Here is a 22,512-nt window from a genome sequence, read left to right as displayed (position 1 = left end):
ACGGCATATTAGGGAAGCGCCATGCGCTGTCAACCTCGCTCATGAAAGCGGTTTACAACTGGTTAAAAAGCAATCAAAACTGCCTGCTGTGCGACGAGCCGGCGGAAACCGGCCTGCCGCTGTGCACCAGCTGCGAGACCGAACTGCCCTGGCTCGGCGCGCACTGCGCGGTCTGCGCCCTGCCGCTGCCAGCGGCGGGGCTGGTCTGCGGCGCCTGCCAGACGCGGCCGCCGGCCTTCGCCCGGGTGGAAGCGCCCTGGCGCTACGCCTTTCCCATCGACACCCTCATCGCCCGCTTCAAGCACCAGGCGCGCTGGCCGCTGGGCCGGCTGCTCGGCGAGCTGCTCGAGCGCCACCTGCAGCACGCCTTCGCCGAGGGCCTGCCGCGCCCGGACTGCCTGCTGCCGGTGCCTCTGGCAAAAGGCCGGCTGCGCCGGCGCGGCTTCAACCAGGCGGCGATGCTCGCCCGCTGGCTGGACGGACCGCTGCAGCTGCCGGTGGACGAGGAGCTGCTGCGCCGCCCGCAGGACACCCCGGCGCAGCAGGAACTGGACGCCGCCGCCCGGCGGCGCAACCTGCGCGGCGCCTTCGCCCTCGCCGATCCCGCCGCCCTCGCCGGCCGCCATGTGGCGCTGGTCGACGACGTGCTGACCACCGGCGCCACCGCCGAGGCGCTGGCCCGCCTGCTGCGCGCGGCCGGCGCGGCGCGGGTCGATGTCTACTGCCTGGCGCGCACGCCGAAGCCGGACGGCGGCTGAGCGGGTCGGCCCACGGAGCGGCAATCCCGGGCCCCCGATACAGCACCCCCGCCCAGCCGCTAGACTGTGGACCATAGTCCTCGGAGCGTCCCATGTCCCATCCCTTCGATTCCCTCACCCCCGACCTGGTCCTCGACGCCGTGGAGAGCCTCGGCTATCTCAGCGACGCCCGCGTGCTGGCGCTGAACAGCTACGAGAACCGCGTCTACCAGGTCGGCATCGAGGACGAGCAGCCGCTGATCGCCAAGTTCTACCGGCCGCAGCGCTGGAGCGACGCGGCGATCCGCGAGGAGCACGCCTTCAGTCTGGAGCTGGCCGACTGCGAGGTGCCGGTGGTGGCGCCGCTTGCCAGGGACGGCGAAACCCTGTTCGAGCACGCCGGCTTTCGCTTCGCCCTGTTCCCCCGCCGCGGCGGCCGCGCGCCGGAGCCGGGCAACCTGGACCAGCTGTACCGCCTCGGCGGCCTGCTCGGCCGCCTGCATGCGGTGGGCGCGAGCCGGCCGTTCGAGCACCGCGAGGAGCTGACGGTGGCCAACTTCGGCCACGACTCGCTGGCCACCCTGCTCGACGGCGGCTTCATCCCGAAAAGCCTGCTGCCGGCCTACGAGTCGGTGGCCCGCGACCTGCTGGCGCGCCTCGACGCCCTGTTCGGCTCGACGAGCTACCGGACGATCCGCATCCACGGCGACTGCCACCCGGGCAACCTGCTGTGCCGCGACGACGCCTTCCATATCGTCGACCTCGACGACTGCCGCATGGGCCCGGCGGTGCAGGACCTGTGGATGATGCTCGCCGGCGACCGCCAGGAGCGCCTCGGCCAGCTCGCCGAGCTGATGGACGGCTACCAGGAGTTCCACGACTTCGACCCGCGCCAGCTGGCGCTGATCGAGGGCCTGCGCGCCCTGCGCCTGATCCACTACAGCGCCTGGCTGGCGCGGCGCTGGGACGACCCGGCGTTCCCGCCGAGCTTTCCCTGGTTCGGCACCGAGCGCTACTGGGGCGAGCAGATCCTCACCCTGCGCGAGCAGCGCGCGGCACTGGACGAGGAGCCGCTGCGGCTGTTCTGAGCCGGGGCCGGGCTTTGCGGCCGCGCCCCGGGAAAGATCCCGCACGACGGACAGACAGCGCCGACGCCCGAGCCCGACCCTGTACGCTTTTCGCGCAAGCCCTGCGGGCCTGGCACTGCAAGGCCCGCAGCCAATGCTCCCCGGCTTGTCCACAGAGGCATTCACCTCACGGCGCGCAAGACGCCGGCGCCGCTCATTTTCCACCTCCGAATGCACGAGGATTCCCAGCCATGATGCTTTTCGAGCGCCTCCCCTTCCTGCTCGCCGGCCTGAGCCTGCTGGCCCTGCCGGCAGCAGCCCTGAGCACCGAGGAGCTGCCGGCCCCGATCAGGGCTGCCGAGGCGCGCGGTGCCGAGATCGTCGGCAGCTTCGAGGCGCCGGGCGGCCTGAAGGGCTATGCCGCCCGCTACAACGGCCAGGGCATGGCCCTCTACCTGACTCCCGACGGACAGCACGTGCTGATCGGCAACCTGCTCGACGCCCAGGGCCAGGACCTGACCCGGCCGCAGCTGGAAAAACTGGTCTATGCGCCGCTGGGCAAGGAAATGTGGGCGCGCATGGAGCGCAGCGGCTGGATCGCCGACGGCAGCGCCACGGCGCCGCGCATCGTCTACCTGTTCTCCGACCCGAACTGCCCCTACTGCACGCTGTTCTGGCAGCAGGCGCGGCCCTGGGTCGAGTCCGGCAAGGTGCAGCTACGGCACATCCTGGTCGGCATCCTGCGCGCCGACAGCGCCGGCAAGGCCGCCGCGCTGCTTGCCGCCGGACAGCCGGAACAGGCGCTGCACGCCCATGAAGCCGCCGGCAAGGCCAGCACCCTCAAGCCCCTGGCAGAGATTCCGGCACAGACGAACGAGCGGCTGGAGGACAACCTCGAGCTGATGAACGCCCTGGGCGCGATGGCGACCCCGGCGATCTTCTACCTGGACGACCAGGGACGCCTGCAGCAACAGCAAGGCGCCCCCGATCCGGAGGCGCTGGCGCAGATCCTCGGGCCGAAATAGCCGACCCTAATCGTCCGGACGCAGGATCAGCTCGACCATCAGGTCGTCGGCCAGGGTTTCCAGGCGCTGCTGCAACAGCTCCAGCGACAGCTCCGTCGGCACCGCCAGCTGGGCCTGGGCATGGAACAGCATCTCGCTGCTCATCGGCGCCGGCGCCACCTCGGTGTCCAGGCTTTCCAGGTTGACGCCGTGCTCGGCGAGCAGGCGGGTGATGTCGCGGACGATGCCGGGGCGGTCGTTGCCGACCAGCTCGAGCTGGATCGAGCGCCAGGCGCTGGCCGGCTCCTCGCCGCTCGGCGCCAGCAGCACGCGGATGCCCTGGCTCTCCAGTTCGTGCAGCGCGGCGGAAAGATCACCGTGCGCCGCCTCGGGCACGGCCACCCGCAGGATGCCGGCGAACTGCCCGGCCATGCGCGCCATGCGGCTTTCCAGCCAGTTGCCGCCATGCCCGGCGATGCACTGGGCGAGCTGTTCCACCAGCCCCGGCTTGTCCCGGGCGATTACCGTCAGTACCAGATGCTCCACTGTCGTCTCCTCCTGCTGGCGGGCGCGCGTCCCGTCTCGGTTAGCGGCGGACGCGCCGGTCTGCCAGACTCGTGTCCCGCACGAGGACGCAAGGGCGAAAGGCGCATCCTCCGGAGTATAGGCACGGCGCCGCCTGCCGGCCGCTCCGGACGGCCGCGATGCGCTGCCGTCGGACTTTCGTCGTAGGCCGCCCTCTGCGACACAGCTTTCCCCGCGGCCTTTATGTAGTATGCTGCGCCACGCACTACAAAACGAACGGGCGCCGTCCCGGTGCGATCCGGAATCCAACTGAAAACGAGGCAAACATGAGCGAGCGCGTTCAAGTCGGCGGCCTGCAAGTCGCCAAAGTCCTGTATGACTTCATCAATGCCGAAGCCATCCCCGGCACCGGCGTCGATGTCGCCGCCTTCTGGGCCGGCGCCGCCAATGTCATCCACGACCTGGCTCCGAAGAACCGCGCCCTGCTGGCCAAGCGCGACGAACTGCAGGCGAAGATCGACGCCTGGCACCAGGCCCGCGCCGGCCAGGGCCACGACGCCGTGGCCTACAAGGCCTTCCTGCGGGAAATCGGCTACCTGCTGCCGGAACCCGAGGATTTCGTCGCCAGCACCGAGAACGTCGACGACGAGATCGCCCGCATGGCCGGCCCGCAGCTGGTGGTGCCGATCATGAACGCGCGCTTCGCCCTGAACGCCGCCAACGCCCGCTGGGGTTCGCTGTACGACGCCCTGTACGGCACCGACGCCATCCCGGAAGAAGGTGGCGCCGAGAAGGGCCAGGGCTACAACAAGGTTCGCGGCGACAAGGTCATCGCCTTCGCCCGCGCCTTCCTCGACGAGGCCGCGCCGCTGGAAGGCGCCTCGCACGTCGACGCCGCCGGCTACCGCATCGACGGCGGCAAGCTGGTCGTCGCCCTCAAGGGCGGCAACGCCACCGGCCTGAAGAACCCCGCCCAGCTGGTCGGCTTCCAGGGCGAGGCGGCCGCGCCCAAGGCCGTGCTGCTCAAGCACAACGGCATCCACTTCGAGATCCAGATCGACCCGCAGAGCCCGATCGGCAAGACCGACGCCGCCGGCGTGAAGGACGTGCTGATGGAAGCCGCGCTGACCACCATCATGGACTGCGAAGACTCCGTGGCCGCCGTCGATGCCGACGACAAGGTCATCGCCTACAAGAACTGGCTGGGCCTGATGAAGGGCGACCTGGCCGAGGAAGTGGCCAAGGGTGGCAGCACCTTCACCCGCACCATGAACGCGGACCGCGAGTACACCGCGGTGGGCGGCGGCGCGCTGACCCTGCACGGCCGCTCCCTGCTGTTCGTGCGCAACGTCGGCCACCTGATGACCAACGACGCGATCCTCGACAAGGACGGCAACGAGGTGCCGGAAGGCATCCAGGACGCGCTGTTCACCAGCCTGATCGCCATCCACAACCTCAAGGGCAACACCAGCCGCAAGAACAGCCGCACCGGCAGCGTGTACATCGTCAAGCCGAAGATGCACGGCCCCGAGGAAGTCGCCTTCACCAACGAGTTGTTCGGCCGCGTCGAGGACGTCCTCGGCCTGACCCGCAACACCCTCAAGGTCGGCATCATGGACGAGGAGCGGCGCACCACGGTCAACCTCAAGGCCTGCATCAAGGCCGCCCGCGAGCGCGTGGTGTTCATCAACACCGGCTTCCTCGACCGCACCGGCGACGAGTTGCACACCTCCATGGAAGCCGGTCCGATGATCCGCAAGGGCGAGATGAAGAACGCCGCCTGGATCAAGGCCTACGAGAACTGGAACGTCGACAACGGCCTGGCCTGCGGCCTGTCCGGCCGCGCGCAGATCGGCAAGGGCATGTGGGCCATGCCCGACCTGATGGCCGCCATGCTCGAGCAGAAGATCGTCCACCCGCTGGCCGGCGCCAACACCGCCTGGGTGCCGTCGCCGACCGCCGCCGCCCTGCACGCCCTGCACTACCACAAGGTCGACGTGTTCGCCCGCCAGCAGGAGCTGGCCAAGCGCGAGCGCGCCTCGCTGGACGACATCCTGAGCATCCCGCTGGCGCCGAACACCGACTGGTCGGCCGCCGAGATCCAGCAGGAGCTGGACAACAATGCCCAGGGCATCCTCGGCTACGTGGTGCGCTGGATCGACCAGGGCGTCGGCTGCTCCAAGGTGCCGGACATCAACGACGTCGGCCTGATGGAAGACCGCGCCACCCTGCGCATCTCCAGCCAGCACATCGCCAACTGGCTGCGCCACGGCGTGTGCACCCTCGAGCAGGTCATGGAAACCATGCAGCGCATGGCGGTGATCGTCGACCGTCAGAACGCCAACGACCCGCTGTATCGTCCGATGGCGCCGAACTTCGACGGCGTGGCCTTCCAGGCTGCCGTCGAACTGGTGGTCGAAGGCACCAGGCAGCCCAACGGCTACACCGAGCCGGTGCTGCACCGCCGCCGTCGCGAATTCAAGGCCAAGCACGGTCTCTGAACCCCTCCGGCAAGGATGCCAACCCGGGGCGCCAGCCGGCGCTCCATCCCGCGCCGCGCACCCTCCTCCCGTTTCCCCGGCAGGAGGGTGCGCGGCGCTCTCCTTTCTGCGCCCGGATGCGCTGCCGGCCCCGACTGGAAATCCGCGCTCTCCCTGTCCGCCGTCAATCGCCGCGGCCCGACTGGCGGCGCCCTGCTCGCTGCCTGCGTGTCAGAATTGAAGGCGGACATCCAGCCCTCTCAAGGAGAACACCGATGAGCAAGACGGACGCCTTCGCCGAGACCGGCAAGACCGCGGTCATGCAGAACATCCAGGGCACCATGCAGTTCCTCCTCCAGTATCCGCCGTTCGACCAGATGGAAAGCAGCCATCTGGCCTATCTGGTGGAGCACTGCCGGCTGCGCTTCTATGCGGCGGGCGACTCCATCGTCAAGCCGGCCGACGGGCGGGTCGAGCACCTGCACATCATCAAGCAGGGCCATGTCCTCGGCCAGCGCCCGAGCCTCTCCGGCAACGGCATCGACACCACCATGGAGGTCGCCCCGGGCGAATGCTTCCCGGTGGCGGCGATGGTCGGCGAACGGCCGACGCGCACCGACTACATCGCCGCCGAGGACACCTTCTGCCTGCTCCTCGAACGCCAGGCCTTCGCCAAGCTGCTGACCAGCTCCGATCCGTTCCGCGACTTCGCCCTGCGCGGGGTCAGCAGCCTGCTCGACCTGGTCAACCAGCAGGTCCAGCTCAAGGCCGCGGAAACCCTCGGCGCGCAGTACTCGCTGGATACCCGCCTCGCAGAACTGGCGGCGCGCCGACCGATTTCCTGCACCGCCGGCACCAGCCTGCGCGAAGCGGTGCGACTGATGAACGAGCACCACGTCGGCAGCCTGGTGATGGTCGATGCGGCCGAGTACCCGATCGGCATCTTCACCCTGCACGACCTGCGCCGGGTGATCGCCGAGGGCAGCGGCGATCTCGCCCAGCCGCTTGACCAGCTGATGACCCCCGACCCGGCCCGCCTGCCGCCCTCGGCCACCGCCTTCGACGCCGCCCTGACTATGACCCGGCAGCACATCGCGCACATCTGCGTGGTCGAGCACGACCGTCTGGTGGGGGTGGTTTCCGAGCGCGACCTGTTCTCCCTGCAGCGCGTCGACCTGGTGCACCTGGCGCGCACCCTCAGCAGCGCCGGCAGCGTGGCCGTGCTGGCGGCGCTGCGCGGCGAGATCGCCCACCTGATCGACAACATGCTCGCCCACGGCGCCAGCCCGGCGCAGTTGACCCGCATCATCACCCAGCTCAACGACCACACCGTGAGCCGGGTGATCGAGCTGATGCTGGAGAAGCACGGCGATCCGGGCGTGCCCTTCACCTGGCTGGCGTTCGGCAGCGAGGGGCGCCGCGAGCAGACCCTGCACACCGACCAGGACAACGGCATCCTCTTCGAGGCCGACAGCCCCACCGAGGCCGAAGCGATCCGCCAACGCCTGCTGCCGCTGGCCCGCGCGATCAACCAGGCCCTCGACCAGTGCGGCTTCAGCCTGTGCAAGGGCAACATCATGGCCGGCAATCCCGAGCTGTGCCTGTCGCGCCAGGAATGGCTGCGCCGCTTCGGCGGCATCATCCAGTCGCCGAACGGCGAGAACCTGCTGCGCTCGACGATCTTCTTCGACCTGCGCCCGGTCTGGGGGCCGACCCAGGGCTGCCGCGAGCTTTTCGACAACCTGCTGGAGATGATCGCCGAAAACAGCCTGTTCCAGCGCATGATGGCCACCAACGCCATGCAGCACCGCCCGCCGATCGGCCGCTTCCTGCGCGACTTCGTGGTGGCCAGCCACGGCGCCGAGAAGGACACCCTGGACCTCAAGGTCGAGGGCCTGACGCCCTTCGTCGACGGTGCGCGCATCCTCGCCCTGGCCAACGGCATCCACGACAGCAACACCCTCGAGCGCTTCCGCCAGCTAGCGGCCAAGGGGGTGATCGAAGCCAAGGACGCGGCATCCTACGAGGAGGCCTACCACTTCATCCAGCTGATGCGCATGCAGCACCACCAGCGCCAGCAGCGTGAAGGCCACGCGCTCGGCAACCGCCTCGATCCGGATACCCTCAACAATCTCGACCAGCGCATACTGCGGGAATCCTTCCGCCAGGCGCAGCACCTGCAGAGCCGCTTGGGCATGCGATATCAACTATGAATCCGTTCGCCTTCCTGTCCTCCCTGGGCACCGGTAGACCGCCGCTCGATGACGGCCAGCGGCGGCGCCTGCGGCGCCTGCCGACGGCGCCGCACCTGGACAGCCGCCCGCTGCACGCCCAACGCTTCGTGGTGCTCGACCTGGAGACCACCGGCCTCAACGTCAACCGCGACATCGTCCTGTCGATCGGCGCCGTGCTCGTCGAGAACGACGCCATCGACCTGGCCCACCAGTTCGAATGCACCCTGCAGCGCCGGCTGAAGACCGTCACCGAGAGCGTGCTGATCCACGGCATCGCGCCCAGCGCCCTGGCCGGCGGCACCGCCCCGGCCGAGGCGCTGCTGCAGTTCATGGAATACGCCAGCGACTGCGTGTTCCTTGCCTTCCACGCGCCCTTCGACCAGCGCATGCTGGGCCGCGCGCTGAAGGACGAGCTGGGCTACACGCTGCGCCATCCGTTTCTCGACGTCGCCGACCTGGCGCCCATGCTGTTCCCCGAGGCCCTCGTCCACCCGGGCGGCCTGGACCAGTGGATCGAGTATTTCCGGCTCGACATGCCGCAGCGCCACCATGCTTCGGCCGATGCCCTGGCCACCGCCGAGATCGCCCTGATCCTGTTCAACCGCGCCCGGCGCATGGGTCTGGACAACCTCCACGAACTGGGCCAGCGCGTCGGCCGCTGGCATCGCTCGCAGCGCGCCGCCCGCCATTCGATCTGAGCCAGGCTGCCCCGCCGCGAACCGTTTTTTGCAGGCAAAAAAGCACCGGCGCCGCAGGGGCGCCGGTTCTTTTCCAGCCCGGGCGATCAGTGGGCGATCGCGGCACCGGCACCACGCGGGATGCGGATGTCCTCGATCAGCTCCTGGATCTGCGCCGGCGGCGGGGCGGTGATCATCGACACCGCGTAGGTCACGACCACGTTGAAGATCATGCCCAGGGTGCCGATCCCTTCCGGGGAGATGCCGAACCACCAGTGCTCGGCAGTGTCCAGCGACGGGTTGATGAACTTGAAGTAGACGATATAGGCGAAGGTGAACGCCAGACCGACGATCATGCCGGCGATCGCCCCCTGCTTGTTCGCCCGCTTGGAGAAGATCCCCAGGACGATGGCCGGGAAGAACGAGGCCGCGGCCAGACCGAAGGCGAACGCCACCACCTGGGCGACGAAGGCCGGCGGATAGATGCCGAAGATGCCCGCCACCACCACCGCCACCCCGGCGGCAATACGGGCGGCCAGCAGCTCCTGCTTCTCGCCGATGTTCGGCATCAGCGTGCTCTTCAGCAGGTCGTGGGAGATCGAGGTGGAGATCACCAGCAAGAGCCCCGCGGCGGTGGACAGCGCGGCGGCCAGGCCGCCGGCGGCGATCAGGGCGATCACCCAGCCCGGCAGGTTGGCGATTTCCGGGTTGGCCAGAACCATGATGTCGCGGTCCACGTACAGCTCGGTGGCGGCCGGGGTCGGGGCGTTGGTCACCAGGCGCTCGCCGTGCTCGCCCGGCGTCTTGTCGAAGGTCGGCGCACCGGCGAACGGTGCGCCCGGGCCGTACTGGATCTTGCCGTCGTCGTTCTTGTCCAGCCAGGCCACCAGACCGGCGTTCTCCCAGTTCTTGAACCAACCCGGCACTTCGGAATAGCTCACATTCGGAATGCTGGTCAGCAGGTTGGTGCGGGCGAAGGCGGCCACCGCCGGTGCAGTGGTGTAGAGGATGGCGATGAACAGCAGGGCCCAGGCAGCGGACTTGCGCGCATCACGCACCGTCGGGGTGGTGAAGAAGCGCACGATCACGTGGGGCAGGCCGGCGGTGCCGACCATCAGCGCCATGGTGATGAAGAACACGTCGATGGTGGACTTGGTACCGTCGGTATAGATGTTGAAGCCCAGCTCGGTACCCAGGCCGTTCAGCTTGTCCAGCAGGTAGGTGTCGCTGCCCAGCACGGTGCTGCCGAAGCCCAGCTGCGGAATGGGGTTGCCGGTCAGCATCATCGACAGGAAGATCGCCGGCACCATGTAGGCGAACATCATCACACAGTACTGCGCCACCTGGGTGTAGGTGATGCCCTTCATGCCGCCGAGCACGGAATAGAAGAACACGATGGCCATGCCGATGATCACGCCGATGTTGATGTCCACTTCCAGGTAGCGGGAGAACACGATGCCGACACCACGCATCTGGCCTGCCACGTAGGTGAAGGAAATGAAGATCACGCAGATCACCGCCACCAGACGTGCGGTGGACGAGTAGTAGCGCGCACCGATGAAGTCCGGCACGGTGAACTTGCCGAACTTGCGCAGGTAGGGCGCCAGACACATCGCCAGCAACACGTAGCCGCCGGTCCAGCCCATCAGGTAGACGCTGCCATCCAGGCCGACGAAGGAGATGATGCCGGCCATGGAGATGAAGGAGGCCGCCGACATCCAGTCGGCACCGGTGGCCATGCCGTTGAGCACCGGATGCACGCCCTTGCTGGCGACGTAGTACTCGCTGGTGGAGCCGGCGCGGGTGTAGAGCGCGATGCCGATGTACAGCGCGAAGGTCGCACCGACGATGAGGTAGATCAGGGTTTGGGTATCCATGCTCGGCGCCTCAGTCTTCGTGGAAATCGTGCTTGCGGTCGAGCTGGTTCATCTTCCACACGTAGAAGGCGATCAGACCGAGGAAGCCGAAGATGGAGCCCTGCTGGGCGAACCAGAAGCCGAGCGGGAAGCCGAAGAAGCGGATGGCATTGAGCTGCTCGACGAACAGGATGCCGCAGCCGAACGAGATGAAGAACCAGATGGCCAGCAGTATCAACATCAAGCGCAGGTTTTCTTGCCAGTAAGCCTGTGCGGCTTCTGGCCGGTTTTGGGACGACATGGTGCAGTACTCCTAATTGTTTTTGTTATGGCCTCTTGAAGCTAGCAGGGCACGGAAGCCTCGCTCTACGACTTTGGTATGGGAAAAGCCGCGCCGGCCGACCGGCCCGGCGAATCCTTTCCGCCAGCGGCTGCCCTGCCCCGTTCGGGCGAAACGCTGCGCTCCACTCGCGCCGGGCTTATGATGCGCCCGGCCCTCCGACAAGGATTCTCCATGCGTCCGCTGTTCACCGCCCTTGGCGTCCTCCTGCTGCTGGTGATCGACACCCTGCTGATGATCGTCCCGCTGCTGCTGCTCGCCCTGCTCCGCCTGATCCTGCCCGGCCGTCGCCTGCGGGCGGCCTGCGCGCGCGGGGTGATGTGGTGCGCCGAGCACTGGCTGGAGATCGGCAAGCGGATCTTCGCCAGGCTCATCCCCACCGTCTGGGATATCCGCGGCAGCGCCGGGCTGCGCCGCGACCGCTCCTACCTGCTGGTCTGCAACCACCAGAGCTGGGTGGACATTCCCGCGCTGCTGGAGGCCCTCGGCGGCCGGGTGCCCTTCTTCAAGTTCTTCCTCAAGCAGGAGCTGATCTGGATACCCTTCCTGGGACTGGCCTTCTGGGCCCTCGACTACCCCTTCATGAAGCGCCACTCCAGGGCCTACCTGGAGCGCCATCCGGAGAGGCGCGGCGAGGACCTGGAAATCACCCGGCGCGCCTGCGCGCGCTTTCGCCATATCCCGGTCACGCTGGTCAACTACCTGGAAGGCACCCGCCTCACGCCGCTCAAGCACGCCCAGCAGGCCTCGCCCTACCGCTACCTGCTGAAACCCAAGGCCGGCGGCCTGGCCTTCGCCCTCGCCAGCCTCGGCCCGCAGCTGGATGCGCTGCTGGATGTCACCCTGGTCTATCCGGGCCGGCGCATTCCCGGCTTCTGGGAACTGATCAGCGGCCAGGTGCCGCGGGTGATCGTCGACATCCGGATCCGCGAGCTGGACCCGGCCCTCTGGCAGGGCGACTACCAGAACGATGCGGACTTTCGTCAGTACGTGCAGGCCTGGGTGACGCGCCTGTGGGAGGAGAAGGACGCGCGCATCGCCCGCCTGCACGGCGCGCCGGCCTGACCCTTCAGCCGCCCCTCTGCAGCCACTCGCGCAGCCCGTGGAGCAGCAGGAAATGCCCCGGATAGAAGGCATAGGCCCAGCGCCGCAGCGGCGGCACCGGAAGGCCGGGCGCCAGCCGCAGCAGGAGCAGCCCCAGGGGCGCGGCGAGGAAACAGGCGAGGATCACCGCGAGGGCGAAGGGCTGGCCGAGCCGCGCATCGATGTAGAGCGCCGGCCAGTAGTTGGCCATGACCGTCAGCCCCGCCGGCAGCAGCCAGCCCCAGCGCGGACGCTGCAGGGCGAGCAGGAAGGCGGCCGGCAGAAGCGCGCCGCAGGCGCCGAACATCAGCCGCTCGTGCAGTGCCAGCGCCAGCCCCAGGGCGGCGACGCCGAGCAGGCGCTCGGCCGGCGGGCACGGGCGCGCGGCATTGGCCAGCAGCAGGCCGAGCGCCAGGGTCGGCAGCACGTTGAAGCTGTCCGGCGAGCCGACCAGCAGCCGGTAGGGCCACTCGGAAAGCAGGGCGAAGAGCAGCAGCCAGCCGAGGTAGCGGGCCAGGGCCGTGCGGCGCGGCGGCCCGGCACGGGGTCGGGCCAGGTTGACGGCGACAATCAGGCAGAAGAAGGGAAACGCCAGGCGTCCCGGCACGTACAGCCAGATCCGCGCCGGCCAGACCAGGCGCAGATGGTCGAGCAGCATGCTGGCGAACGCCAGCCACTTGAGCAGGTCGAGCGCAGCCTCGCGCGCCGCGAACGGCCCGACGAGGCGCTCCGCGCCGGCCGCCAGCCTCAGGGGCGGCACCGCGCGCCGGCTCTCACTGCGCCGGATTGAGCAGCGACAGGCAATTGCTGGAGGTAGCGAGCAGACGCTCCTGCATCGGCGCAGGCACTTGGTCTGCGCCCTGCAGCTGGCGCAGCTCGGCGCTGCTGAACTCGGCGGCGACGCGGTCGGCCGAGCACTCGCAGTAGTGCCGCGCCGGGCCCTCCTTGTGGCGGGCCATGGCGCCGACCATGCAGTCGCGGATGAACGCCTCGCGGGCACCGCCGGGCCACTCGCCGGCGACCGCCGGCAGGGCGCCGGCGCAGGCCAGCAGGAGGACGGTCAGAGAGAGAGGACGCATCGCTGATCTCCTTTTCCTCTTCGGACGAGCCCGCGGACGCGGATCTTCAAGTCATAGAAGATCATCGCCGGTTGCACAAGACGGATGGCCGGCCGCCGGCAATGCGGTCGGGAAATCTTCGCCGTCAGGCCCTAAACTGCACGGGCATTCCAGCCAGGACACCCCATGCCCACCGCCTTGCCGCTCTCCCCCCGCACCGCCCGCCTGCTGCCCTGGATCATCGCCACCGCCCAGTTCATGCCGATGCTCGACGGCACCATCCTCAACACCGCGCTGCCGGCGATGGCCCTGGATCTGGCCGAGGACCCGCTGCGCATGCAGTCGGTGGTGATCGCCTACATGCTCAGCGTGGCGGTGCTGATGCCGGCCTCCGGGTGGATCTCCGACCGCTTCGGCACCCGCCGGGTGTTCCTCGGCTCGATCCTGCTGTTCACCCTCGGCTCGCTGCTCTGCGCGCTCTCCGACTCGCTGCTGCAGCTGGTCGCCGCGCGCGTGCTGCAGGGCTTCGGCGGCGCGCTGATGATGCCGGTGGGCCGGCTGGTGGTGCTGCGCGCCTATCCGCGCACGGAGCTGGTGCGGGTGCTCAGCTTCGTCACCATGCCGGCGCTGCTCGGCCCGCTGCTCGGCCCGCCGCTGGGCGGCTGGCTGGTGGAGTACGCCAGCTGGCACTGGATCTTCCTGCTCAACCTGCCGGTCGGCCTGCTCGGCTGTCTGGTCGCCGTGCGCCTGATGCCCGACCTGCGCGGGGTGGAGCGGACGCGCTTCGATACCCCGGGTTTCCTGCTGTTCGGTGCCGCCATGCTGCTGATCAGCATCGCCCTGGAAGGGCTCGGCGAACTGCACCTGCCGCATGCCCGCGTGGTGCTGCTGCTGCTCGCCGGGCTGGCCTGCCTGGCCGCCTACTGGCTGCGCGCCACCTTTGCCGAGGAGCCGCTGTTCTCGCCCGGGCTGTTTCGCACCCACAGCTTCGCCATCGGCGTGCTCGGCAACCTGTTCACCCGCCTGGGCAGCGGCGCCCTGCCCTTCCTCACCCCGCTGCTGCTGCAACTGGGCCTGGGCTATTCGCCGAGCCAGGCGGGGATGGCGATGGTCCCCGTGGCGCTGAGCTCGATGGCCATGAAGCCGCTGGCGCCGCGGTTGATCGAGCGCCTCGGCTACCGCCGGGTACTGGTCGGCAACACCCTGCTGATCGGCGCCCTGCTGGCCAGCCTGGCGCTGGTCGACGGCGACACGCCCTATGCGCTGCTGCTCCTGCACCTGGGGCTGATCGGCACGGTGAACTCCCTGCAGTTCTTGGCGATGAACACCGTCGCCCTGATCGACCTGCCGACCCGCGACGCCAGCAGTGGCAACAGCCTGCTGTCGGTGGTGGTCCAGCTGTCGATGAGCCTCGGCGTGGGCATCGGCGCCGCCCTGCTCAGCGGCTTCAGCGCGGACGGCGCCGCCCACGGCGCCTCGCTGCTCGCCGCCTTCCAGGTCACCTACGTCTGCGTCGGACTGCTGGCGATGTTCGGCGCCGCCCTGTTCTTCCAGCTGCGCCCCGAGGACGGCCGTCCCGGACGGCGTCACGACGAGCTATCCGATTGATCCTGGCGACTGGCGAGATAGGCCGTTCCGTTCTTCACTGCTGGTGAGGGTTCGGCGAAGCCCACGGAAGCGCCCCTGGCGATGCCAGCAAGGCCCCGGCTCCGCCCGACGGTCGATCCAGCCTTGAGGAGTCAGGGAAGCGAGTCGTTGATGGCTTTGTCAGCACGCGGGGGCCAGCCCCCGAACGGAATGGGCGGTACCTTCCCTCGCTGGCGGATCGGCGCGCGCCTGGCCGTGCTGCTGACCCTGCTTTGCGGGTCGCCGCCGGTCGCCGCCAGCCAGTCGGACGAGCCGGCCGCCCTGCAGCTGGACGGCAGCGAGCGGTCCGTGGACCTGCGTCCCCACCTGCAGCTGCTGCGCGACCCTGCTGGCACGCTGCAGGCCGGGGACATCATGGCCGGTGGCCGGGCGTTCGCCCCGCTGGCCGAGCGCCATGACCTGAACCTCGGCTACACCCGCGACATCGTCTGGCTGCGCCTGGACCTCGAGTCGCGCGCGGCGGAGGTCCGCGACTGGCAGATCGAGTTCGTCTATCCCTCGCTCGACCGCATCGAGCTGTTCGGCGCCGCCGACGAGCCCCTGCTGGGCGGCGACCAGGTGCCCGCCGCACGACGCGACAGCGCCCACCTGTCGCCGGCCTTCACCGTGCGCCTGGCCCCCGGCGAGCAGCGCAGCCTGTTCTTCCGCGCCCAGTCGAGCGGCACCCTGACCCTCGACGCGCAACTCTGGGAAAGCGCCGCCTTCGCCCGCCACAGCCGACTGAACCTGATGGTGCAGACCAGCTACATGGCCATGCTGGTCGCCCTGTGCAGCTACAACCTGCTGCTGTTCCTCGTCCTGCGTGAGCGCAATTTCCTGCTCTACGTACTGTTCGCCGCCAGCCTGGGCGGCGGCATGCTCGCCCACTCGGGCCTCGGCGCCCAGTACCTGTGGACCGCCGGCAGTGAGCTGGAGAATCGCCTCCTGCCGCTGTTCCTCGCCCTCGCCGTGGCCCTGGGCACCCTGTTCACCCGCGAGTTCCTCGATACCCGCCACGCCCTGCCGCACTGGCACCGCCTGCTCGGCCAGGCCTGCGCCCTGCACTTCGGCGTGGTCCTGGGCGCGCTGCTGCTGCCGGTCGACCGAGCGCTGCAGACGCTCTCCCTGACCAGCATCGGCGGCATCCTGCTGCTGCTCGGCTGCGGCCTGGCCGGGCTGCTGCGGGGCTCGCCGGGGGCGCGCATCTTCGTGCTCGCCGAGCTGACGCTGATGAGCGGAGCGCTGCTCATGGCGTTGCGCAACTTCACCCTGCTGCCGAGCAACCTGTTCACCGCCAACAGCGTCCAGCTCGGCTCGGCGCTGGAGATGCTGCTGCTCTCCTTCGGCCTGGCAGCGCGCCTGAGCGAGCTCAAGCGCCTCAAGCTGGAAGCCCGCGAGGCCGTCCTGCGCAGCCAGCAGGAAGCCCTCAAGGCCCTGCAGGAACAGGAGCGCGTGCTCGAGCGGCGGGTCGCCGAGCGCACCGCCGCCCTCGCCGAGGCCAACGCACGCCTCAGCGCCATGGCCCTGCAGGACCCGCTCACCGGCCTGGCCAACCGCATCGGCCTGAACCAGCGCCTGACCCAGGCCTGGCAGCGCGCCCAGCGCAAGCAGGAGCTGCTCGCCCTGATCCTGATCGACCTCGACGGTTTCAAGGCGATCAACGACCGCCACGGCCATGCCGCCGGCGACCAGTTGCTGCTGCAGGTCGCCGGCCGCCTGCAGGCCAGCGCCCGCACCACCGACCTGGTCGCCCGCCTGGGCGGCGACGAATTCGTGCTGGTCTGCGAGGCCATCGGCTCCGAGCAACAGGCCCAGGCCCTGGCCGAGCGCATCCTCCACTCGCTCAGCCAGCCGGTGCAGCTGGGCGATGCGCAGGTCAGCCTGAGTGCCAGCATCGGCATCAGCATCTGCCGCGGACAGAGCCACGAAAAACTGCTGCGCGAGGCCGACCAGGCGATGTACCGGGCCAAGGCCGGCGGACGCAGCCGCATCCAGCGGGCTGACGACGAGCTGCCGCCGCACCCGGCCTACCGGCCGGGCTGAGACCCTCGGCGTCCCCGAGTCAGCGTCCCTGACCGAACAGCAGCCGGCGCGCCTCGTCGGTGAGCAATGCGCCGGGGTCGGCGTTGACCTGCTCGGCCATGGCGTAGGCGCGCTGCACCGCCGGCCGCGCAGCCATGCGCTCGAGCCAGGCGGCCATGTTCGGGAAGTCCTCGAGGCGCTGGCGCTGCCCTTCCCAGAGCTTGGCCCAGGGGTATATCGCCATGTCGGCGATGGAGTAGTCGCCGGCCACGTAGTCGCGGCCCTGCAGTTGGCGGTCGAGCACCCCGTACAGGCGCGCGGTCTCCTTCACGTAGCGCTCGATGGCATAGGGAATCGGCTCCGGCGCGTAGCGGACGAAGTGGTGGTTCTGCCCGGCCATCGGCCCCAGCCCGCCCATCTGCCAGTACAGCCACTGCAGCACCTGGAAGCGCGGGCGGGTTTCCCTGGGCAGGAAGCGCCCGCTCTTGTCGGCCAGGTATTCGAGGATGGCGCCGGACTCGAACAGCGCCAGCGGCCCGCCGCCGTCGGCCGGGGCCTGGTCGACGATGGCCGGAATCCGGTTGTTCGGGGCGATCTTCAGGAATTCGGGGGCGAACTGCTCGCCCTTGCCGATGTGCACCGGGCGCAGGCGGTAGTCCAGCCCGGTTTCCTCCAGAAAGATGGTGATCTTGTGACCGTTGGGGGTGGTCCAGTAATAGAGATCGATCATCAGCGTGTCCTCCTCAGACGGCGGCGGCGCGCTGCACCGGCCCCAGGCGTTCCTCGCAGAAGGCCAGCAGGCGGCGGAACCAGGCGCCGACCGGCGAATCCTCGGGCCAGGGCTGCTCGCCCAGGCTCCAGGCCCAGAAGAAGAAGCCACCGATCAGGTAGTCGGCGCCACCCGGTGCCGCCCCGTCCAGCCAGCGGTGCCAGGCCAGCTGCGCGTTCAGCGGCTGCAGCGCCCGTGCCAGCTGCGCCTGCCCGGCCTCGCGGTCGGCGAAGGCTTCCAGCGACATACCCAAGCTCTTCTCGCGGCTCTGGCGGAAATAGTCGCGGTCGGCCGGGTCGAGGCACGCCAGGATGTGCAGCACCAGCAGGCGGAACAGCGCCGGGCGCAGGTCCTGGGCGATCAGCTGGTCGATCAGCCGCAGGCGGCTTTCGCCCGACGCGCCGCCGAGCAGGCTGTGCTCGGGGTACCGCTCGTCGAGATAGCGAAAGATCGCCAGGCTGTCGTGGACCGTGGTTTCGCCATCGCGCAGTACCGGCACCAGCTTCTGGCCGGAGAAGGCCAGGGCTTCCTTGTCGGTGAAGCGCACCGGGCGGCTGACGAAGTCGAGCCCCTTGTGCGCCAGGGCTAGGCGCACCCGCCAGCAGTAGGGGGAGAACACCACCTCGGGGGCGGTTCCGCAGAGTTCGTACAGTTCGCGCATGTCCATCTCCTTCGATTGGGACTTATCGGTCCAAAAACAGGCAAACCATCACCGGAGGCAACCCAAGGCCACCTCGATCGCCGCATGCAGCATCTCCGCCGAGGCTCCCGCCTTGCGCTGGATGCGCAGGCCGCTCATCACGCACAGCAGATAGCCGGCCAGCGCCGGCACATCGGCCGACGCGTCCAGCTCGCCGCAGGCCTGGGCGCGCAGCAGGGCTTCGCCCAGTACCTGACGCAGCCCCTCGATGCCACTGCGCAGCAAGGCGGCAATCTCCGGGTCGGCCTGGGAGAACTCGCTGGCCACATTGACCAGCAGGCAGCCGCGCGGCGTCTCGCCGGCGCGCTCCGCCTCCAGGGCACAGAGCAGCCAGCTGCGCAGGAATTCGCGCGGCGAGACCGCCGCCTGCAGCCGCTCGCACAGCTCGCGGCGGCGCTGGGCGCAGTAATGGCGCAGCGCCGCCTCGAACAGCGCGCGCTTGCTCGGATAGGTCTGGTACAGGCTGCTCTTCGACAGGCCGGTCGCCGCCAGCAGGTCCTGCAGCGAGGTGGCTTCATAGCCGCACTGCCAGAACACCTGCATGGCCTGTTCGAGCATCTGCTCCGGATCGAAGGTACGGGGGCGTCCACGGTTCATGGGGCGAATTTAGGACCGATCGGTTCGCAAGTCAAACCGGGCGCACGACCTCCGACGAAGGGGAGGCCGGACCGGAGCAGGTTTACCCGCGACCGGGACGCTGCCTGGGTCGCGAATAAATTCGCTCCTACAGCCGCGCCAGCAGCTCGGCGGCGTTGCGGTACGGCAGGCCGTGGGCCTCGGCCACGCTGGCGCAGGTGAGCTGGCCGCGGGCCACATTGAGACCATTGCGTAGGTGCGGGTCGTCCTCCAGGGCGCCGCGCACGCCCTTCTCCGCCAGGGCGACGACAAACGGCAGGGTCGCGTTGTTCAGCGCCAGGGTCGAGGTGCGCGCCACCGCGCCGGGCATGTTCGCCACGCAATAGTGCACCACCCCGTCGACCACGAAGGTCGGCTCGGCATGGGTGGTCGGGCGCGAGGTCTCGGCGCAGCCGCCCTGGTCGATGGCCACGTCCACCAGCACCGCGCCGGGCTTCATCCGCGCGACCATCGCCGCGCTGATCAGTCGGGGTGCCGCCGCGCCGGGGACCAGCACCGCGCCGATCACCAGGTCCGCCGCCAGCACCTGTTCGTACACCGCCGCCCTCGTGGCGTGCAGGGTGGCGATGCGGTTGCCGTACTGGGCATCCAGCCGGCGCAGGGCGTCCAGGCTGCGGTCCAGCACGGTGACGTCCGCGCCCAGGCCGACAGCCATGGCCACCGCCTGGCTGCCCACCACCCCGCCGCCGAGGATCACCACCTTGCCGGCCGGCACCCCGGGCACCCCACCGAGCAGCACGCCGCGCCCACCCTGGGCCTTTTCCAGGCAATGGGCGCCGGCCTGGATCGCCATACGCCCGGCGACCTCGGACATCGGCGCCAGCAGCGGCAGGCGCCCCTGGGCGTCATTGACCGTCTCGTAGGCGATGCAGGTGGCGCCGCTGGCCAGCAGGTCGTCGGTCTGCATCCGGTCCGGGGCCAGGTGCAGGTAGGTGAACAGGGTATGGTGCGGGCGCAGGCGGGCGCGCTCCTCGGCCAGCGGCTCCTTGACCTTGACGATCAGCTCGGCGGTTTCGTAGAGCACCGCGGCATCCGTGGCGATGTGCGCCCCAGCGGCCCGGTAGTCGGTGTCGGCGAAGCCGATGGCGGCGCCGGCCTGGCTCTCGACCCAGACCTCGTGGCCAAGGGCGGTCAGCTCGGCCACCGAGGACGGCGTCAGGCCGACCCGGTATTCGTGGTTCTTGAGTTCCGTGGGTATCCCGATGCGCATGGCAGTCTCCTCGCCCGGCGGGCATTGCCTGTCGTTCCTCGACGGCTGTCGTCCAGCAATCCGACTCCTCGATTGTCTGAACCTGCCTTTTCAGTGTCGCAGGAAAACCGGCAGCCTGCCGGCGAAGGCAGCCCGTGCGCTCAGACCTTCTTCTCGCGCTCCTTGAGCAGCGGCAGCAACTCGATGGGCATTGGAAAGACGATGGTCGAGCTCTTGTCGCCGGCGATGGCGCCGAGGGTCTGCATGTAGCGCAACTGCATGGCGCCGGACTCGCGGCCGAGCATTTCCGCAGCCTGCATGAGCTTTTCCGAGGCCTGCAGCTCGCCCTCGGCATGGATCACCTTGGCCCGCCGCTCGCGCTCGGCCTCGGCCTGCTTGGCGATGGCGCGAATCATCGACTCGTCGAGGTCGACGTGCTTGATCTCCACGTTGGCTACCTTGATGCCCCAGGCGTCGGTCTGCGCGTCGAGCACCTGCTGGATGTCGGCGTTGAGCCGCTCGCGCTCGGCCAGCATGTCGTCCAGCTCATGCTTGCCGAGCACAGAGCGCAGGGTGGTCTGCGCCAGCTGGCTGGTCGCCGCGTGGTAGTCCTCGACCTGGATGATCGCCTTCTGCGCATCGAGCACCCGGTAGTAGATCACCGCGTTGACCTTCACCGAGACGTTGTCGCGAGAGATCACGTCCTGGGTCGGCACGTCCAGCACTATGGTCCGCAGGTCGACCCGCACCATCTGCTGGACGCCCGGGATGAGGATGATCAGCCCCGGCCCCTTGACCTTCCAGAAGCGGCCGAGCTGGAACACCACGCCGCGCTCATACTCGCGCAGGATACGAAACGCCGACAGCAGCAGCGCCACCAGCAGCGCCAGGATGAAACCAAAACTCAGTTCGAAGCCCATGTCAGTCTCCTCGTGGAGTAGGTTGCTCGGCCGCCGCCACCTCCAGCAGCAGCCCCTGGCGGGCCACCACGCGGACCACCTGGCCGGGCTGCAGCGGCTGCGGGCTGCGCACCTGCCAGCGCTCGCCCTGCAACTGCACCCAGCCGGCCAGCGGGTCACCGACCTCGACCGCGGTCACCGCCGCCAGGCTGCCGACCAGCCCGGCGTCGCCGCCCTGCAGCGCACGGTGGCGTGCCTTCATCGCCATGCTGAGGATGACGGCGATCAGCCCGGCGCTGACGACAGCCAAGGTCAGGATCAGGGGCAGCGGGATGCCGAAGCCAGGCACCTCGGTATCGATCAGGATCAGCGCGCCGATGACAAAGGCCGCCACCCCACCGATGCCGAGCACGCCGAAGCTGGGCAGGAAGGCCTCGGCCGCCATGAAGGCGATGCCGAGCAGGATCAGCCCGACTCCGGCGTAACTCACCGGCAGCAGCTGCAGGGCGTAGAGGGCGAGGATCAGGCAGATGCCGCCGAGCACCCCGCCGAGGCCGAAGCCCGGGCTGGAAAACTCGAAGAACAGCCCGTAGACACCGAGCATCATCAAAATCAGCGCCACGCTGGGGTTGGTGATCACCGCCAGCAGCCGGGTGCGCCAGTCCGGTGCATGGTGGACCAGCTCGGCACCGGCGGTCTGCAGGGCCACCATGCCCTCGGCCACCGCGTAGCGCTTGCCGTCGACCTGGCGCAGCAGATCCGGCAGGTCGGCCGCCTGGTGGTCGATCACCTTCAGCTCCAGGGCTTCCCGGGCGGACAGGCTGACCGCCTCGCGCACCGCCTGCTCGGCCCACTCGACATTGCGCCCGCGCAGCTGGGCGAGGCCGCGGAGGTAGGCGGCGGCGTCGTTGATCTGCTTGCGGCTCAGGGCGTCGGCCGGCTCGCCGCCGGGTGCCGGCGCCTTGCCGGTCTTGTCATCCTTGTCCTCTGCCGGCGGCCGGCCCGGCTGCTGCGGCGGCGTGCCGGGCAGGCCGCCGATCTGTACCGGGGTCGCCGCGCCGAGGTTGGTACCTGGCGCCATGGCGGCGATATGGCTGGCATAGAGGATGTAAGTGCCGGCGCTGGCTGCCCGCGCGCCGCTCGGCGCGACGTAGCTGGCCACCGGCACGGGACTGGCGAGGATCGCCTTGATAATCGAGCGCATCGAGGTGTCTAGCCCGCCGGGGGTGTCGATGTTGATCACCACCAGCTGCGCGCCCTCCTTCTCGGCTCGGGCCAAACCGCGGATCAGGTAGTCGGCGCTGGCCGGACCGATCGCCCCATCCACCGTCAGCACCGTGACCGGCGGGGGGACGGCGGGCGCCGGCAACGCGGCCAGCAGCAACATCAGCGCCAGGGCCCGGCGCAGACAACGGGCGAAAGCGGGCATGGTGTCCCCGACTAAGGCGTGTGGATGGGGAAAGGATAGACGAGGCAGGGGAGCTTCTTGGCAACTGCCTATACTACGAGTAGCGAAAGCGATCCATAAATCTATGGTCACCCCCGTTTTTGCAATACTGACCAGCGATGGGTGTTTGGCTTGCCTAAATCTATCCGGCGTCTGGTTGGGG

20 protein-coding genes are annotated in these 22,512 nt (G+C 69.1%); 9 read left to right on the top strand and 11 right to left on the bottom strand.

Going from position 1 to position 22,512, the window contains the following annotated elements; genetic code table 11:
* Window positions 1–41: 41 nt before the first annotated feature.
* The 3 genes from EV691_RS19670 (at window position 42) to dsbG (ending at window position 2,829) form a co-directional block, all read left to right on the top strand.
* Window positions 42–758, top strand: coding sequence for a ComF family protein (locus EV691_RS19670; protein ID WP_131299634.1), 717 nt, complete (start codon window positions 42–44; stop codon window positions 756–758).
* Between the two features lie 92 nt (window positions 759–850).
* Window positions 851–1,825: a serine/threonine protein kinase gene (locus EV691_RS19665; RefSeq protein WP_131255480.1), complete on the top strand. Its 975-nt coding sequence runs from the start codon at window positions 851–853 to the stop codon at window positions 1,823–1,825.
* Between the two features lie 230 nt (window positions 1,826–2,055).
* Window positions 2,056–2,829 carry a thiol:disulfide interchange protein DsbG gene (gene dsbG, locus EV691_RS19660; protein ID WP_131299631.1) on the top strand — a complete coding sequence of 258 codons (774 nt, stop codon included), beginning with the start codon at window positions 2,056–2,058 and terminating at the stop codon, window positions 2,827–2,829.
* A gap of 6 nt (window positions 2,830–2,835) precedes the next feature.
* On the opposite strand, the gene EV691_RS19655 is transcribed toward dsbG, so the two are convergent.
* Window positions 2,836–3,354, bottom strand: a complete 519-nt coding sequence (locus EV691_RS19655) for a glycine cleavage system transcriptional repressor (protein WP_131299628.1) — start codon at window positions 3,352–3,354, stop codon at window positions 2,836–2,838.
* A gap of 305 nt (window positions 3,355–3,659) precedes the next feature.
* On the opposite strand from EV691_RS19655, the gene EV691_RS19650 reads away from it, so the two are divergent.
* From EV691_RS19650 to EV691_RS19640, 3 genes are all read left to right on the top strand, one after another.
* Entirely contained in the window at window positions 3,660–5,834 is a 2,175-nt protein-coding gene (locus EV691_RS19650) for a malate synthase G (RefSeq protein ID WP_131299625.1), read from the top strand.
* A gap of 254 nt (window positions 5,835–6,088) precedes the next feature.
* Entirely contained in the window at window positions 6,089–8,026 is a 1,938-nt protein-coding gene (locus tag EV691_RS19645; RefSeq protein ID WP_131299623.1) for a DUF294 nucleotidyltransferase-like domain-containing protein, read from the top strand.
* Window positions 8,023–8,745 carry a 3'-5' exonuclease gene (locus EV691_RS19640; RefSeq protein WP_131299620.1) on the top strand — a complete coding sequence of 241 codons (723 nt, stop codon included), beginning with the start codon at window positions 8,023–8,025 and terminating at the stop codon, window positions 8,743–8,745. Before EV691_RS19645 ends, EV691_RS19640 begins: the two co-directional genes overlap by 4 nt.
* Before the next feature lie 86 nt (window positions 8,746–8,831).
* On the opposite strand, the gene EV691_RS19635 is transcribed toward EV691_RS19640, so the two are convergent.
* Window positions 8,832–10,601 (bottom strand): sodium:solute symporter family protein, encoded by a 1,770-nt coding sequence (locus EV691_RS19635; protein ID WP_131299617.1) that lies wholly within the window; start codon window positions 10,599–10,601, stop codon window positions 8,832–8,834.
* 10 nt (window positions 10,602–10,611) lie between these two features.
* Window positions 10,612–10,881 (bottom strand): DUF4212 domain-containing protein, encoded by a 270-nt coding sequence (locus EV691_RS19630; protein WP_039801687.1) that lies wholly within the window; start codon window positions 10,879–10,881, stop codon window positions 10,612–10,614.
* 213 nt (window positions 10,882–11,094) lie between these two features.
* On the opposite strand from EV691_RS19630, the gene EV691_RS19625 reads away from it, so the two are divergent.
* Window positions 11,095–11,985 carry an acyltransferase gene (locus EV691_RS19625; RefSeq protein WP_131299614.1) on the top strand — a complete coding sequence of 297 codons (891 nt, stop codon included), beginning with the start codon at window positions 11,095–11,097 and terminating at the stop codon, window positions 11,983–11,985.
* 4 nt (window positions 11,986–11,989) lie between these two features.
* Here the strand turns inward: EV691_RS19625 and EV691_RS19620 are convergent, their stop codons facing one another.
* Both EV691_RS19620 and EV691_RS19615 read right to left on the bottom strand, forming a co-directional pair.
* Window positions 11,990–12,763 (bottom strand): TraX family protein, encoded by a 774-nt coding sequence (locus EV691_RS19620; RefSeq protein ID WP_278250242.1) that lies wholly within the window; start codon window positions 12,761–12,763, stop codon window positions 11,990–11,992.
* 13 nt (window positions 12,764–12,776) lie between these two features.
* Window positions 12,777–13,082, bottom strand: a complete 306-nt coding sequence (locus EV691_RS19615; RefSeq protein WP_131299611.1) for a hypothetical protein — start codon at window positions 13,080–13,082, stop codon at window positions 12,777–12,779.
* Between the two features lie 165 nt (window positions 13,083–13,247).
* On the opposite strand from EV691_RS19615, the gene mdtD reads away from it, so the two are divergent.
* Together mdtD and EV691_RS19600 are read left to right on the top strand one after the other, a co-directional pair.
* Entirely contained in the window at window positions 13,248–14,669 is a 1,422-nt protein-coding gene (mdtD, locus tag EV691_RS19605) for a multidrug transporter subunit MdtD (RefSeq protein ID WP_131299608.1), read from the top strand.
* Window positions 14,670–14,858: 189 nt separating this feature from the next.
* Window positions 14,859–16,730, top strand: a complete 1,872-nt coding sequence (locus EV691_RS19600; RefSeq protein WP_242672591.1) for a diguanylate cyclase — start codon at window positions 14,859–14,861, stop codon at window positions 16,728–16,730.
* A gap of 19 nt (window positions 16,731–16,749) precedes the next feature.
* Here EV691_RS19600 and EV691_RS19595 read toward each other — a convergent pair whose 3' ends face one another.
* The 6 genes from EV691_RS19595 to EV691_RS19570 form a co-directional block, all read right to left on the bottom strand.
* Entirely contained in the window at window positions 16,750–17,439 is a 690-nt protein-coding gene (locus EV691_RS19595; protein WP_089167066.1) for a glutathione S-transferase N-terminal domain-containing protein, read from the bottom strand.
* A 13-nt stretch (window positions 17,440–17,452) separates the two neighbouring features.
* Entirely contained in the window at window positions 17,453–18,139 is a 687-nt protein-coding gene (locus EV691_RS19590) for a glutathione S-transferase N-terminal domain-containing protein (RefSeq protein ID WP_242672590.1), read from the bottom strand.
* Window positions 18,140–18,187: 48 nt separating this feature from the next.
* On the bottom strand, window positions 18,188–18,775 hold the full coding sequence (locus EV691_RS19585) for a TetR/AcrR family transcriptional regulator (protein WP_039801667.1): 588 nt from the start codon (window positions 18,773–18,775) through the stop codon (window positions 18,188–18,190).
* Window positions 18,776–18,902: 127 nt separating this feature from the next.
* The gene (gene ald, locus EV691_RS19580) at window positions 18,903–20,024 is read right to left on the bottom strand and encodes an alanine dehydrogenase (protein ID WP_131299598.1); all 1,122 of its coding nucleotides are present in this window, start codon (window positions 20,022–20,024) and stop codon (window positions 18,903–18,905) included.
* Between the two features lie 140 nt (window positions 20,025–20,164).
* Window positions 20,165–20,923, bottom strand: a complete 759-nt coding sequence (locus EV691_RS19575) for a slipin family protein (protein WP_039801663.1) — start codon at window positions 20,921–20,923, stop codon at window positions 20,165–20,167.
* 1 nt (window position 20,924) lies between these two features.
* Window positions 20,925–22,331: an NfeD family protein gene (locus tag EV691_RS19570; protein ID WP_131299595.1), complete on the bottom strand. Its 1,407-nt coding sequence runs from the start codon at window positions 22,329–22,331 to the stop codon at window positions 20,925–20,927.
* Window positions 22,332–22,512 lie beyond the last annotated feature (181 nt).

The organism is Azotobacter chroococcum (genome assembly GCF_004339665.1).
Taxonomy (GTDB): domain Bacteria; phylum Pseudomonadota; class Gammaproteobacteria; order Pseudomonadales; family Pseudomonadaceae; genus Azotobacter; species Azotobacter chroococcum.
This window is presented reverse-complemented; position numbering and strand designations above follow the sequence as displayed.

What these genes read in the sequence shown, in the direction of transcription:
- EV691_RS19570 (WP_131299595.1), bottom strand. Translation starts at nt 22,331, where the DNA reads ATGCCCGCTTTCGCCCGTTGTCTGCGCCGGGCCCTGGCGCTGATGTTG.
- EV691_RS19670 (WP_131299634.1), top strand. Translation starts at nt 42, where the DNA reads ATGAAAGCGGTTTACAACTGGTTAAAAAGCAATCAAAACTGCCTGCTG.
- EV691_RS19640 (WP_131299620.1), top strand. Translation starts at nt 8,023, where the DNA reads ATGAATCCGTTCGCCTTCCTGTCCTCCCTGGGCACCGGTAGACCGCCG.
- EV691_RS19625 (WP_131299614.1), top strand. Translation starts at nt 11,095, where the DNA reads ATGCGTCCGCTGTTCACCGCCCTTGGCGTCCTCCTGCTGCTGGTGATC.
- ald (WP_131299598.1), bottom strand. Translation starts at nt 20,024, where the DNA reads ATGCGCATCGGGATACCCACGGAACTCAAGAACCACGAATACCGGGTC.
- EV691_RS19575 (WP_039801663.1), bottom strand. Translation starts at nt 20,923, where the DNA reads ATGGGCTTCGAACTGAGTTTTGGTTTCATCCTGGCGCTGCTGGTGGCG.
- EV691_RS19630 (WP_039801687.1), bottom strand. Translation starts at nt 10,881, where the DNA reads ATGTCGTCCCAAAACCGGCCAGAAGCCGCACAGGCTTACTGGCAAGAA.
- EV691_RS19600 (WP_242672591.1), top strand. Translation starts at nt 14,859, where the DNA reads ATGGGCGGTACCTTCCCTCGCTGGCGGATCGGCGCGCGCCTGGCCGTG.
- EV691_RS19635 (WP_131299617.1), bottom strand. Translation starts at nt 10,601, where the DNA reads ATGGATACCCAAACCCTGATCTACCTCATCGTCGGTGCGACCTTCGCG.
- EV691_RS19585 (WP_039801667.1), bottom strand. Translation starts at nt 18,775, where the DNA reads ATGAACCGTGGACGCCCCCGTACCTTCGATCCGGAGCAGATGCTCGAA.
- EV691_RS19665 (WP_131255480.1), top strand. Translation starts at nt 851, where the DNA reads ATGTCCCATCCCTTCGATTCCCTCACCCCCGACCTGGTCCTCGACGCC.
- EV691_RS19650 (WP_131299625.1), top strand. Translation starts at nt 3,660, where the DNA reads ATGAGCGAGCGCGTTCAAGTCGGCGGCCTGCAAGTCGCCAAAGTCCTG.
- dsbG (WP_131299631.1), top strand. Translation starts at nt 2,056, where the DNA reads ATGATGCTTTTCGAGCGCCTCCCCTTCCTGCTCGCCGGCCTGAGCCTG.
- EV691_RS19615 (WP_131299611.1), bottom strand. Translation starts at nt 13,082, where the DNA reads ATGCGTCCTCTCTCTCTGACCGTCCTCCTGCTGGCCTGCGCCGGCGCC.
- EV691_RS19590 (WP_242672590.1), bottom strand. Translation starts at nt 18,139, where the DNA reads ATGCGCGAACTGTACGAACTCTGCGGAACCGCCCCCGAGGTGGTGTTC.
- EV691_RS19595 (WP_089167066.1), bottom strand. Translation starts at nt 17,439, where the DNA reads ATGATCGATCTCTATTACTGGACCACCCCCAACGGTCACAAGATCACC.
- EV691_RS19645 (WP_131299623.1), top strand. Translation starts at nt 6,089, where the DNA reads ATGAGCAAGACGGACGCCTTCGCCGAGACCGGCAAGACCGCGGTCATG.
- mdtD (WP_131299608.1), top strand. Translation starts at nt 13,248, where the DNA reads ATGCCCACCGCCTTGCCGCTCTCCCCCCGCACCGCCCGCCTGCTGCCC.